This window comes from Streptomyces sp. NPDC054872, assembly GCF_053610705.1.
The window spans coordinates 118,677-131,508 of the sequence record NZ_JBSGYY010000017.1; the positions used below are offsets into that span (position 1 = coordinate 118,677).

At 72.8% G+C, this 12,832-nt stretch carries 12 protein-coding genes; 7 read left to right on the plus strand and 5 right to left on the minus strand.

Translation table 11 applies throughout. From position 1 onward, the window contains the following. Positions 1-88 precede the first annotated feature (88 nt). Positions 89-1,432: a PH domain-containing protein gene (locus ACWGIH_RS22345; RefSeq protein ID WP_453444688.1), complete on the minus strand. Its 1,344-nt coding sequence runs from the start codon at positions 1,430-1,432 to the stop codon at positions 89-91. Further along, positions 1,429-1,947, minus strand: coding sequence for a PH domain-containing protein (locus ACWGIH_RS22350; protein WP_453444689.1), 519 nt, complete (start codon positions 1,945-1,947; stop codon positions 1,429-1,431). The genes ACWGIH_RS22345 and ACWGIH_RS22350 overlap by 4 nt, the downstream gene beginning before the upstream one ends. Before the next feature lie 63 nt (positions 1,948-2,010). On the opposite strand from ACWGIH_RS22350, the gene ACWGIH_RS22355 reads away from it, so the two are divergent. Continuing rightward, positions 2,011-3,162: an NADH-quinone oxidoreductase subunit D gene (locus tag ACWGIH_RS22355; RefSeq protein WP_453444691.1), complete on the plus strand. Its 1,152-nt coding sequence runs from the start codon at positions 2,011-2,013 to the stop codon at positions 3,160-3,162. 29 nt (positions 3,163-3,191) lie between these two features. On the opposite strand, the gene ACWGIH_RS22360 is transcribed toward ACWGIH_RS22355, so the two are convergent. After that, positions 3,192-4,139, minus strand: coding sequence for an SAM-dependent methyltransferase (locus tag ACWGIH_RS22360; protein ID WP_453444757.1), 948 nt, complete (start codon positions 4,137-4,139; stop codon positions 3,192-3,194). 162 nt (positions 4,140-4,301) lie between these two features. Here ACWGIH_RS22360 and ACWGIH_RS22365 point away from each other — a divergent pair, with 162 nt between their 5' ends. Next, positions 4,302-5,504, plus strand: a complete 1,203-nt coding sequence (locus ACWGIH_RS22365) for a sensor histidine kinase (protein ID WP_453444693.1) — start codon at positions 4,302-4,304, stop codon at positions 5,502-5,504. A gap of 116 nt (positions 5,505-5,620) precedes the next feature. Beyond that, positions 5,621-6,295: a response regulator gene (locus tag ACWGIH_RS22370; RefSeq protein ID WP_453444694.1), complete on the plus strand. Its 675-nt coding sequence runs from the start codon at positions 5,621-5,623 to the stop codon at positions 6,293-6,295. A gap of 54 nt (positions 6,296-6,349) precedes the next feature. Here the strand turns inward: ACWGIH_RS22370 and ACWGIH_RS22375 are convergent, their stop codons facing one another. Beyond that, positions 6,350-7,462 carry a DUF5937 family protein gene (locus ACWGIH_RS22375; protein ID WP_453444758.1) on the minus strand — a complete coding sequence of 371 codons (1,113 nt, stop codon included), beginning with the start codon at positions 7,460-7,462 and terminating at the stop codon, positions 6,350-6,352. Positions 7,463-7,682: 220 nt separating this feature from the next. Between ACWGIH_RS22375 and ACWGIH_RS22380 the strand changes: the two genes are divergently transcribed. Continuing rightward, the gene (locus tag ACWGIH_RS22380; RefSeq protein WP_453444696.1) at positions 7,683-7,910 is read left to right on the plus strand and encodes a hypothetical protein; all 228 of its coding nucleotides are present in this window, start codon (positions 7,683-7,685) and stop codon (positions 7,908-7,910) included. Here the strand turns inward: ACWGIH_RS22380 and ACWGIH_RS22385 are convergent. Next, a complete protein-coding gene (locus ACWGIH_RS22385) occupies positions 7,867-9,030 on the minus strand; it encodes a threonine aldolase family protein (protein WP_453444698.1) in 1,164 nt (387 codons plus the stop codon). The genes ACWGIH_RS22380 and ACWGIH_RS22385 overlap by 44 nt on opposite strands. Before the next feature lie 147 nt (positions 9,031-9,177). Here ACWGIH_RS22385 and ACWGIH_RS22390 point away from each other — a divergent pair, with 147 nt between their 5' ends. From ACWGIH_RS22390 to ACWGIH_RS22400, 3 genes are read left to right on the plus strand one after another with little or no spacing between them, the layout of a single operon-like run. Continuing rightward, a complete protein-coding gene (locus ACWGIH_RS22390) occupies positions 9,178-10,122 on the plus strand; it encodes a Rossmann-like and DUF2520 domain-containing protein (RefSeq protein WP_453444699.1) in 945 nt (314 codons plus the stop codon). After that, the gene (gene panC, locus ACWGIH_RS22395; RefSeq protein WP_453444700.1) at positions 10,119-11,120 is read left to right on the plus strand and encodes a pantoate--beta-alanine ligase; all 1,002 of its coding nucleotides are present in this window, start codon (positions 10,119-10,121) and stop codon (positions 11,118-11,120) included. Before ACWGIH_RS22390 ends, panC begins: the two co-directional genes overlap by 4 nt. Then, the gene (locus ACWGIH_RS22400) at positions 11,117-12,832 is read left to right on the plus strand and encodes an L-aspartate oxidase (RefSeq protein WP_453444701.1); all 1,716 of its coding nucleotides are present in this window, start codon (positions 11,117-11,119) and stop codon (positions 12,830-12,832) included. The genes panC and ACWGIH_RS22400 overlap by 4 nt, the downstream gene beginning before the upstream one ends.

The window sequence follows — 12,832 nt, forward strand, 5'->3', positions numbered from 1 at the left end:
ACGCCGGACGGGCTGACGATTCGGCCCTACCGTCGGGGGCGGGGCCGGGGCAGAAGCCCTTTCGTCACGCCATCCACCGGTCAGGCCGTCACGCCATCCACCGGTCGGGCCGCGCCGTCCTGCGCCCCGTACGCGACCTCTCGGCCTGCGCGGACAGCAGCGCGAGCGCCTCCTCCGTGGGCCGCAACCGCGCCGTCACCGTCTTGTCGGCGCCCGTGTCGACGTGCACGTCAGCCACCCCCTTGAAGTGCTCCCAGGGCCCCTGCGTGAGCCGCACGCTCTGCACCTTCGCGTGCGGGACCAGGGACAGGCGGCGGCGCAGCAGACCGTGCCGCGCGGCGAACACCGTGTCCGTGACCGTCAGGCCGTACCCCTTCCACCACACCGGAAGGCACCACGCGGCCCGCGCGGGAGGGCGGACGAGCTCGGCGGCGTCCGGCACCCGCACCCCCGGCAGGATGCGCGCGATCACGGCCTCCGCGACCTCCCGCGGCGCGACCGGGACCAGGACGCCGTTGGACGAGCTCGCGACATCCAGTTCCACCCGCACCCAGCCGCGCCGCCGCCACAGCCACGGTTCCACGACGCGCACCGTCTGCACGCGTCCCGGGGGCACCGTCTCGTGCGCCTTGTCGAGCAGTCCGTGGTCGATGCGCAGGCCGTCGGGGGACTCGCCCACCTTCCAGTCGTACTCCGCGATGTACCGCCCCACGCTGCCGGCGAACGCGCCGCCGAGCATGGGCAGTCCCGTCGCGAGAACGGTCCACAGGTTGTGGGTGGTGAACCACAGGAGGGGCGGCACGATGAGCGTGGCGACGAGCATGCCCCACGTCGTGCCGGTCAGCAGCAGGGCGATCGCGAGCATGCGCGGCTGTACGTGGACCAGGTTGTTGACCGGCGCCTCGCCGACCTCGTGGGCCGTCTCGGGCGCGAAACCGGCCGCGCGCGCGAGGAGTTCGGCCCGCAGGGAAGAGGCCTCCTCCTGCCCCAGATAGGCCAGTTCGTCCTTCTTCTCCGTCCCGACGACATCCAGCTTGAGCTTGGCGACGCCCGCGATGCGGGCCGCGAGCGGCTGCGTCACGTCCACCGCCTGGAGCCGGTCGAGCCGGATGTGCGCGGTGCGCCGGAAGATCAGGCCCGTGCGGATGCGCAGTTCGGTGTCGGTGACGGCGAAGTGCGTGAACCACCAGCTCATGAAGCCGTAGCAGGCGCCGCCCAGGAGGACGACGGCGACACCGGCGAGCAGCCCGGTCACGGGCAGCTCGGAGACCCGCCGCTGCGTGCCACCCGGGTCGTGCACCGCGAAGCCCACGAGGACCGCGACCGGGGCCCAGGCCCGGCGCAGGGGCGTGACGGGGTGCAGACGCCGCTCTCGTACGACCTCGACGCCCGGGGCGTGTTCCTGCCCCGCGACCTCCCGTACGCCGCTCACAGCCCCGCCGAACGGGCCTCGCCCAGTTCGGTGAGCCGGTCGCGCAGCCGCTCCGCCTCCTCGGGGACGAGACCGGGGATGCGGGCGTCCGTGGCGGCGGCAGCCGTGTGCAGCTGCACCCCGGCCAGTCCGAAGTAGCGCTCCACGGGCCCCGACGTCACCTCGACGAGCTGCATCCGGCCGTACGGGACGACCGTCTCCTCGCGCCAGAGCACGCCCCGGCTGATCAGCAGGTCGTCCACCCGCTCCGCGTACCGCCACGAGCGCCAGTTGCGTCCCAGCATCGGCCAGCCCCACGCGACGAAGGCCAGCGGGATGGCCGCGAACGCCGCCCACGGGGGCCCCGCGAAGATCCACAGGAGCACCCCGACGGCCGCCGCGAGCGGCACGAGCCACACCACGAGAAGCAGCCGCCGCATCCGCAGCACTCCCCGCGGCAGCCCGGTCCACACCGGTTCCGCGTCTGACTCTCCCGGCCGCGCCGGACGTGCCGGTCCCGCCGTCCCCGTTTCCATGCCTCAAGCGTACGTAGCCGACGTGACAGTCGCGTATGTGCGCGCGTACGAGAGAATGCGCGCATGAGCCCCACGACGGAGACCACGCTCGGCATCGGCGGCGCCGCGGAGAGCACCGACATGGTGCTCAACATCGGCCCGCAGCACCCGTCCACGCACGGCGTGCTGCGGCTGCGCCTCGTACTCGACGGCGAGCGGATCCAGCAGGCCGAGCCGGTCATCGGCTATATGCACCGCGGTGCGGAGAAGCTCTTCGAGGCGCGTGACTACCGGCAGATCGTGGTGCTCGCCAACCGGCACGACTGGCTGTCCGCGTTCTCGAACGAGCTCGGCGTCGTCCTTGCCGTGGAGCGGATGCTCGGCATGGAGGTGCCCGAGCGCGCCGTCTGGATGCGCACGCTCCTCGCCGAGCTGAACCGCGTCCTCAACCACCTGATGTTCCTCGGCTCGTACCCGCTCGAACTGGGCGGGATCACCCCGGTGTTCCACGCGTTCCGGGAGCGCGAGGAGCTCCAGAACGTGATGGAGGAGATCTCCGGCGGCCGTATGCACTACATGTTCAACCGCGTCGGCGGCCTCAAGGAGGACCTGCCCGCCGGATGGGCCGCACGCGCGCGTGCGGCTGTCGCGTCGGTCCGTTCCCGCATGGACGTCTACGACAAGCTCGTCCTCGGCAACGAGATCTTCCGGGGGCGTACGCGCGGCGTCGGAGTGCTGTCCCCTCAGGCGGTGCACGCCTACGGAGTGAGCGGCCCCATCGCCCGTGCCTCCGGAGTCGACTTCGACCTGCGCCGCGACGAGCCGTACCTCGCGTACGGGGAGCTCCAGGACACCCTGAAGGTCGTCACGCGTCAGGAGGGCGACTGCCTGGCCCGCTTCGAGTGCCTTCTGGAGCAGACCCACAACGCCCTCGACCTCGCCGACGCCTGCCTGGAGCGGCTCGCCGAGCTGCCCCAGGGACCGGTCAACCAGCGCCTCCCGAAGGTGCTCAAGGCCCCCGAGGGCCACACGTACGCGTGGACCGAGAACCCCCTGGGCATCAACGGCTACTACCTGGTCTCCAAGGGCGAGAAGACCCCGTACCGCCTGAAGCTCCGCTCGGCGTCCTACAACAACATCCAGGCCCTGGCCGAACTGCTGCCGGGACAGCTGGTCGCCGACATGGTGGCGATCCTGGGGTCGCTGTTCTTCGTGGTCGGCGACATCGACAAGTAGCGGGCCGGTATCCACAAGTAGCAGGCCGGTCAAGCCTCCAGCGGGTCGGGGATGCCGACCGGCTGGATCAGCCACCCGAAGTCGCCGAGCCCGCCCTCGGCGGTCAGTTCGGCCGCCTCTCCCGCGCGCGTGAGGGCGTGCACGTACGCCGCCGGATCGCTGGATGCCAGGGAGAGCGGCGGGCGGGCGCCGCTCACGCCGAGCGCCCGCAGGGCCGCCCGCTGGGTGAGCAGCCGGGCTCCGGGCAGCGCGCACGCGTCGAGCGCCACATGGGCGGTGATGTCGCACGTGCCGTCGGGGACGGGCGCCGTCTCGCGGCCCTCCCTGAAGCCGGTCAGTGTCCCGAAGGGCGGCCGCGCGGCACGGTCGTGCGCGTAGTCCACGGCGACCGCGAGGCCGCGCGTCAGCGTCGCCGCGGCCGTCGCCCACGCCTCGTCCCGGGAGCGGCCGGTCTCGGCGCGCAGGCCGGGCTCCGGGGCGAGCGGCCACCACCGCGCCAGCCAGGAGGCGTCCGCGCCCTCCACCGCGTCGCCGAGGGACTCGCTGCCGTCGTCGCCGACGAGCACGTGCCGCGCCAGGCCTTCGGAGTCCACCTCGACGACGTCCAGCGGGACGTTGTCGAGCCATTCGTTGGCGAAGAGCAGGCCGGTGACCCCGGTGGGCGGCAGCTCGCGCCACTCGACGCGCGGATCGAGTCCCGCCGGGCGCGCGGCCCGCTCGACCGCGCAGGCACGCACGCGTGGCGCCACGTCGGCGGGCAGCGCGTCGAGGACGCCCGCGGTCAACTCGCCGCGCCCCGCGCCAAGATCGACGAAGGCCAACTCGTCCGGGTGGTCGAGCGCCTCGTCCACCCGGCACAGCAGCCGGGCCACCGCGCCCGCGAAATGGGCCGAGGCGTGCACCGACGTCCTGAAGTGTCCCGCGGGTCCCTCGGGGCGCAGATAGAAGCCGCCGGGCCCGTAGAGAGCGGCTTCCATGGCCTCCCGCCAGCCACGCCGTGCGTCTTTCCGCTCACCTGGCACCTCGTTCGTCACGCGAGAAGGCTAAGCGGGCCTCCACCTTGGGGAGTACACGCGAGCGGTACGGATCGGACCTCCGGTTGACCCCGGAGGGCCGTCCCGCTGCCTACGCTGGGTTACGTGCAGCGCGTCTATGACTTCCTCCGCAGACACCCGACCGGGGTCGATGGCTTCTGGGCCCTCGTCCTGCTCGGGGTCTCCGGGCTTGGCCTCGTCACCATGGCCGACGCGGAAGGCCATGACCCGGCGGTCCCGGCCGCCCTCGTCGTCGTCGGCATGTCCGTCGTGGTGGCACTGCGCCGCAGGTACACCGAGAAGATGCTGGTGCTCGCCGCCGTGCTCGGCATGGCCCAGCTGATCTTCGACGTCAAGACGATGCCGGCCGACTTCGCCATGCTGGTGATCATCTACACGGCCTCGGCCGACGGCACGAAATGGGCCTCGCGGTTCGCCCTCATGGGCGGCCTGTGCGCGGCTCCGCTGTCGTCGCTGCGCTGGCCGGAGGAGAGCATAAGTACCTTCGGCAGCATCTTCTTCGCGATCTTCCAGATGGTGCCCTTCGCCCTGGCCTGGGTGCTCGGCGACTCCATCCGCACCCGCCGCGCCTACTTCGCCCAGCTGGAGGAGCGCGCCGACCGCCTGGAGAAGGAGCGGGCGGCGCAGTCCAAGGTCGCGGTGGCGGCCGAGCGGGCCAGGATCGCGCGCGAGCTGCACGACGTCGTCGCGCACAACGTCTCGGTGATGGTCGTCCAGGCCGACGGCGCGGCGTACGTCCTCGACGCGGCCCCCGAGCAGGCCAAGCAGGCCCTGGAGACCATCTCGGGCACCGGGCGGCAGGCACTCGCCGAGATGCGCAGGCTGCTGGGCGTGCTGCGGACCGGCGAGCACCAGGAGAGCGGTGAGTACGTCCCGCAGCCCGACGTCGAGCAGCTCGACGAGCTCATCGAGCAGGTGCGCACGGCAGGCCTGCCGGTCGACTTCAAGGTCGAGGGAACTCCGCGCCCGCTGCCGAGCGGCGTCGAGCTCACGGCGTACCGCATCGTGCAGGAGGCGCTCACCAACACCCGCAAGCACGGCGGCGAGAACACCGGCGCGAGCGTGCGCCTCGTCTACTTCGACGACGGCCTGGGGCTGCTCGTCGAGGACGACGGCAAGGGCGCGCCCCACGAGCTGTACGAGGACGGCGGCGCGGACGGCAGCGGGCACGGCCTGATCGGCATGCGGGAGCGCGTCGGCATGGTCGGCGGCACCCTGGACGCGGGGCCGCGGCCGGGCGGCGGCTTCCGCATCAGTGCGCTTCTCCCGCTCAAGCCCGCGAATTGACACCTGTCACCGAAACGTCCACGCCATACGCTCTTGACCACGTACGCCACATCCGTTCGCTTACGAAGCACCTGCACGAAGCACACTCACGAAGCACATTCACGAAGGGGCCTTTGATGTCGATCCGCGTCATGCTCGTCGACGACCAGGCGCTGCTGCGCACGGGGTTCCGGATGGTGCTCGCCGCACAGCCGGACATGGAGGTCGTCGCGGAGGCGGGCGACGGGGTCGAGGCACTCCAGGCGCTGCGGACGACCGAGGTCGACGTGGTGCTCATGGACGTACGCATGCCGAAACTGGACGGCGTGGAGACGACCCGGCGCATCTGCCAGGACGAGAACCCCCCGAAGGTGCTGATCCTGACCACCTTCGACCTCGACGAGTACGCCTTCTCGGGGCTGAAGGCGGGCGCCTCCGGCTTCATGCTGAAGGACGTCCCTCCGGGTGAGCTGCTCGCCGCGATCCGCTCCGTGCACAGCGGTGACGCGGTGGTCGCGCCGTCCACGACACGGCGCCTTCTGGACCGCTTCGCGCCGATGCTGCCGAACGCGGGCGGGCAGCCCGCGCACAAGGAGCTGGAGCGGCTCACCGACCGTGAGCGCGAGGTCATGATCCTGGTCGCCCAGGGTCTTTCCAACGGGGAGATCGCGGCGCGGCTCGTCCTCTCGGAGGCCACGGTGAAGACCCATGTGGGGCGCATCCTGACGAAGCTCGGCCTGCGGGACCGGGTGCAGGTGGTCGTCCTGGCGTACGAGACGGGCCTGGTGCGGGCGGGCGGCGGCGGGGCCTGACGGGGGCGGACGGGGGCTGAGGAGCCAAGGCGGGGCGAGGCGGGGCAGGGCGGGTCAGCGCAGGATGCCCTCCAGGAAGTCGCTGCCCAGGCGGGCCACCACGGTGACGTCCAGTTGGTGCAGGACGTAACGGCCGCGCCGCCGTGTGGTGACCAGGCCCGCGTTCTTCAGCACCGTGAGGTGACGGGAGACCTCCGGAGCGCTCAGGCCGCTCGCGTGGGCCAGCTCGCCGGTGGTGAACGGTGCGCGGGCTATGTTGCGGCACAGCCGCAGGCGCACGGGGTGAGCCAGCGCGGTGAGCCTGCGCTCCAGGGTTTCCACGGACGTGGGGCTTGTCAGCTCGGGTGAGGCCACGGGGTAGTGGATCACCGGTCGCCAGCCGGGCGCGTGCAGGACCATCAGGTGCGGCCAGGAAAAGTGCGACGGCACGAAGGTGAGGCCCGTGCCGACCGTGTGGTCCAGGGCTGTCGTGGTGCCCTGGGGCAGCTTGTCCACGGTGATGCGGTGGCCGTCCTCGTCCAGTGAGAGTGCCGTCGACACCGTGGACAGCATGTCGGCGAGGCCCTTGTGGCGCAGGACTTCGGTCTTGTGCCGGGCGTCGGCGGCCAGTTGAACGTGCACCCGCCGCCAGGTGTCGGCGAAGAATGCCTCGTCGCAGTCCTCGAGGAGGCGGCGCAGCCAGGCCCGGACGGTGTGCGGATCGGTCAGGAGGCGCTCGGCGAAGTCCAGTTGCCGCGTGCCGCGCGTGGCGGCGAGCTCCAGGGCGCGGGCACCCCGGACCGGGTCGGTGAGCGGCGAGGGCCCGCCTTCGTTGTACGTCGTGCCGCAGGTGAACTCCAGGGCCGCCATGACGAAGCGCTCGTCGTCCAGGCGGTCGAGGAGGTCCAGTTCGTCGGTGAGCGTGGCGCCCGGCCTGCCGTCGCCGTCGACGACCCCGGCGAACGGCATGAAGACGTCCGAGAACGTGTTCCGCCACAGAAAGTCGGCCTCGCACAGCCGGTCGGCGAGGTCCGGCTTGAGGCCGGCGGTGGTCGCCGTGGCCCAGCCGTGCAGCCCCGGGTGGTGGCCCGGTTCGGCCAGCGCGTGCAGGGCGACGCCCAGCTCCGCCAGGGGCGAAGGGTCGAAGAAGATCCGCTCCTGCGGCAGGCCCGCGATCTCGATGTGCACGCTCATGGACCCATCGTGCACCGTGCCACCGACATGCCGGCCGCCGATTGACGCCCGGTGTCAATCGGCGCGACGACGGCGTGACGGCGGGAGCAGTCTGTGGTGACAGGGCCGGACACGACTCCACCGGATCCGGTCTCCACCCCCTGGTGCCGACTCTTGCTTCCCGTCGACCCAGGGGTGCCCGATAAGTAACAATTGTTCTGAGAGGCGAACCGTCATGAGCATCACCCAGCAGTACCTGCTCGACAGCTACCGCGCCGTCCAGCACGACGAACGCACCCCGCCCGCCCCCGGCCGTCACGACTGGCAGGTCGTCCGCGAGATACGCGACTACGGCCGCTTCCGTGCCGTCGTCGAGGGACGCCCCGCCCACGGAAGGCTCCGGGCCGCCGTGGCCCGGCTCATCCGGGGATCCGTCGCACGAACTCCGCGACCGCATCATTGACGTCGTCGGACGTCCACTCCAGGCCCGCCTCGGTCACGGTGACCTCCGTGACCGAGAGTCCGGGCGGCCCGTCCGGGAACCACCGGCCGAACAACTGGGTCTTGGTCTCCTCGGCCTGGCCGAGCGCCGCCTCGCTGAGGGCCTCGGCGTCGTACGGCAGCCAGACCTGGAACTGGTGCGTGTGCGGCCGCTCGGGGTGCACGCGCGACCAGGGCACCCCGGCGGCCGCGAACCCCTCGCGCAGCGCGTCGGCGACCACGCGCGCGTGGCTGACGTAATCCGGAAGCCGGGGGAGCGTGTTCTTCAGGCCGAGCAGAGCGGCGACGGCGGCCGGGAACTGCTGGAAGACCAGGCCCCCGTAGCGGTGACGCCAGGTCCGCGCCTCGTCGACCAGGGTGCGCGGGCCCGCGAGCACCGCGCCGCTCAGGCCGTCCAGGGACTTGTAGAACGACACGTACACGGTGTCCGCGAGGCCCGCGATCTCCGCGAGGGAGCGGTCGAAGTGCGGTGTGCACTCCCACAGGCGCGCACCGTCGAAGTGCACGACGGCGTCACGCTCCCTGGCCGCCTCCACGACCTCTTCGAGCTCCTCCCAGGTCGGCAGCACGAAACCGGCGTCCCGCAGCGGCAGTTCGAGCATCAGCGTCCCGAAGGGCTCATCGAAGTCCCGCACCTCGTCGGCCGTGGGCAGCCGCGGCTCCCTCGTCGGATGCACCGTGCGCAGCCCGCTCACCGCGGAGAGCGCGCCCCTTTCGTGCACCTCGGGGTGCGCCTTGGGATGGAGGGCGACCGTCGCGTTGCCGGTGCGGCCCGCCCAGCAGCGCAGGGCGACCTGCTGGGCCATCGTGCCGGTCGGGAAGAAGGCGGCGGACTCCTTGCCGAGCAGCCGCGCGACCTCGTCCTCCAGGCGCGCGACGACCGCGTTGCCGTAGATGTCGACGGGCTCGTCCGGGTCCACGACCTCCGAGGCCGCGTCCGCGAGCGCGGACAGCCGTGCCGCGAGGGGGAGGTGCGCGGACAAGCGGTGCAGGGTGCGGGTGGCGCCGAGGGCGGCGGACCGGCGGCGGGCGGCGAGCAGGTCCTGCTCGCTCACCTCGGATTCTCCGTCGTGTGAAGTCATCCCCCGAGCATGGCGTGCGAGCGGCCACCGGTCATACGAATACCCACAGCCTGTGGACAGCCGAGGACGCGGCACCGACCAATCGCGTTAGCATGACGAGAAATCGTCCGGTACCCCGAGCGGACTGGAACGGGAAGGCGTCATCGCGTGAACGCACCTCAGCAGCCAGACCCGCGGGACCGCCCCGCGAGGCTCACGGTGGGTGTCGTGGGAGCGGGCCGTGTCGGCCCCGCGCTCGCCGCGGCACTCCAGCTCGCCGGGCACCGCCCGGTCGCCGCGTCCGGGGTCTCCGACGCGTCCGTACGACGCGCGGCCGCCCTGCTGCCCGACGTGCCGCTCGTCCCGCCCGCCCAGGTCCTCGAGCGCGCCGACCTGGTCCTCCTGACCGTTCCGGACGACGCCCTCGTGGGTCTCGTCGAGGGTCTCGCCGAGACCGGCGCCATCCGCCCGGGCCAGCTCCTGGTGCACACGTCCGGGCGGTACGGCACCCAGGTGCTCGAGCCCGCGCTGCGCGCCGGTGCCCTGCCGCTCGCGCTGCACCCCGCCATGACGTTCACCGGCACCCCCGTCGACGTGCAGCGCCTGGCCGGCTGCTCCTTCGGCGTGACCGCCCCCGAGGAACTGCGCCTCGCCGCCGAGGCCCTGGTCATCGAGATGGGCGGCGAGCCCGAATGGATCGCCGAGGAGGCCAGGCCGCTCTACCACGCGGCGCTCGCCCTCGGCGCGAACCACCTGGTGACGCTGGTCGCCGAGTCCATGGATCTGCTCAAGGAAGCGGGCGTCTCCGCCCCCGACCGGATGCTCGGCCCGCTGCTCGGCGCCGCCCTGGACAACGCACTGCGGTCCGGTGACGCCGCCCTCACCGGGCCCGTCGCGCGCGGGGACGCGGGCACTGTCGCCGCGCACGTCGCCGAGCTGCGCAAGCACGCCCCGCAGACCGTCGCCGGCTATCTGGCGATGGCCCGCGCGACCGCCGACCGCGCCCTCGCCCACGGACTGCTCAAGCCCGAGCTCGCCGAGGACCTCCTGGGCGTCCTGGCCAACGGCGGGGGCGGGACCGGGAGCGGAGACGCCGAGGGAGGAGCCCGATGACCCGCCTGGTGCACACCGCCGAGCCGCTGCGCACGCGCGCACGCGCCGGGCGCCGCGTCGTCGTCATGACCATGGGCGCCCTGCACGAGGGCCACGCCACCCTGATCCGCACCGCGCGCCGCATCGCGGGCGACGAGGGCGAAGTCGTGGTCACGGTCTTCGTGAACCCCCTCCAGTTCGGCGCGGGCGAGGACCTCGACCGCTACCCCCGCACCCTGGACGCCGACGTCAAGATCGCCGAACAGGAAGGCGCGGACTTCGTGTTCGCCCCCTCCGTGGACGAGGTCTACCCCGGCGGCGAACCGCAGGTCCGGATCAGCGCCGGCCCCATGGGCGCCCTCCTCGAAGGGGCCACCCGCCCCGGACACTTCGACGGCATGCTCACGGTCGTCGCCAAGCTGCTGCACCTCACCCGGCCCGACGTGGCGCTGTACGGCCAAAAGGACGCCCAGCAGCTCGCCCTCATCCGCCGCATGGTGCGGGACCTGAACTTCGGCGTCGACATCGTCGGCGTACCCACCGTGCGCGAGGACGACGGCCTGGCCCTCTCCAGCCGCAACCGCTATCTCTCGCCGGCCGAGCGGCGCACCGCGCTCGCGCTCTCCCAGGCCCTCTTCGCGGGCCGCGACCGGCACGCCGCGCAGGAGGCACTGCACGCGCGGGCGGCGCTCGCCCCCGTCACGCACGCGCGCGCCGACGCCCTGAACGCCCTGGGGGAGTCCCGCGCCGCGGCCGACACCCACGCGGTCGCCCAGTCCGTCACGCCCTCCGTGCCCGGCGGCCCCGCGGCCGTCCGCGCCGCCGCCCGGCACGTCCTCGACCAGGCGGCCCGCAGCAGGCCCCCGCTCGAACTGGACTACCTGGCGCTGGTCGACCCCGCCGACTTCACGGACGTACAGCCGGGCCACACCGGTGAGGCGGTCCTCGCCGTCGCGGCCAAGGTCGGCGCGACCCGGCTGATCGACAACATCCCGCTCACGTTCGGAGCCACCCCATGAGTGCCACCGGAATACGGCTGCACGCCCCCGCGCCCGGCTGGTCCCTGGAAGCCGACCTCGTCGTCGTCGGCTCCGGAGTGGCCGGGCTGACCACGGCCCTGCGCTGCTCGGCGGCGGGCCTCAAGACCGTCGTGGTCACCAAGGCACGCCTGGACGACGGCTCCACGCGCTGGGCCCAGGGCGGCATCGCCGCGGCACTCGGCGAGGGCGACACCCCCGAGCAGCATCTGGACGACACCCTCGTGGCGGGCGCGGGCCTGTGCGACGAGGAGGCCGTGCGCACCCTGGTCACCGAGGGGCCCGACGCCGTGCGCCGCCTCATCGAGACCGGCGCCCACTTCGACACCGGCCCCGAAGGGGCCATCGAGCTGACCCGGGAGGGCGGCCACCACCGCCGCCGCATCGCCCACGCGGGCGGCGACGCGACCGGCGCGGAGATCTCCCGCGCCCTGGTCGAAGCGGTGCGCGCGCAGGCCATCCCGACCGTGGAGAACGCCCTCGTACTCGACCTGCTCACGGATGCCGACGGCCGCACCGCCGGGGTCTCCCTGCACGTCATGGGAGAGGGCCAGCACGACGGCGTGGGCGCGGTGCACGCCCCCGCGGTCGTCCTCGCCACCGGCGGCATGGGTCAGGTCTTCTCGGCCACCACGAACCCCTCCGTGTCGACGGGCGACGGCGTCGCGCTCGCCCTGCGCGCGGGCGCCGAGGTGAGCGACCTGGAGTTCGTGCAGTTCCACCCCACCGTGCTCTTCCTGGGCGCCGACGCGGAGGGCCAGCAGCCGCTGGTCTCCGAGGCGGTGCGCGGCGAGGGGGCCCACCTCGTGGACGCGGACGGCGTGCGCTTCATGGTGGGGCAGCACGAGCTCGCGGAGCTCGCCCCGCGCGACATCGTCGCCAAGGGCATCACACGGCGCATGCAGGAAAAGGGCGCCGAGCACATGTATTTGGACGCCCGCCACTTCGGCGCCGAGATGTGGGAGAACCGCTTCCCGACGATCCTCGCCGCCTGCCGCGCCCACGGCATCGACCCGGTGACCGAGCCCATACCCGTCGCCCCGGCCGCGCACTACGCCTCCGGAGGCATCCGCACCGACCCGCACGGCCGCACCACGGTCCCGGGTCTGTACGCCTGCGGAGAGGTCGCCTGCACCGGCGTGCACGGAGCGAACCGCCTCGCCTCCAACTCCCTTCTGGAAGGCCTGGTCTACGCCGAGCGCATCGCCGCCGACATCGCATCGCCGCACACGGGCAGGACACTCCACGCGCGCGTGCCCGCACCCGTCTCCTCCCGTCCCGACACCCCCGCGCACCCTTTGCTGCCCCCCGAGGCCCGCTTCGCCATCCAGCGCGTGATGACCGAGGGCGCCGGAGTGCTCAGGTCCGCCGACTCCCTCTCCGAGGCCGCGGCCCGGCTCGCCCGCATCCACGCCGAGGCCGCGGGCGCCCTCGCCGAGGACGGCAAGACGGCCGAGCCGGGCGTCGACACCTGGGAGACCACCAACCTCCTGTGCGTCGCCCGCGTCCTGGTGGCCGCCGCACAGCGCCGCGAGGAGACCCGCGGCTGCCACTGGCGCGAGGACCGCCCCGACCGCGACGACGAGGCCTGGCGGCGCCACATCGTCGTACGCCTCAACGCGGACCGGACCCTGGCCCTGCAGACGACCGAGACCGCAGACTTCCCTCCGACGACCAGCCCTCAGGAGAAGTGA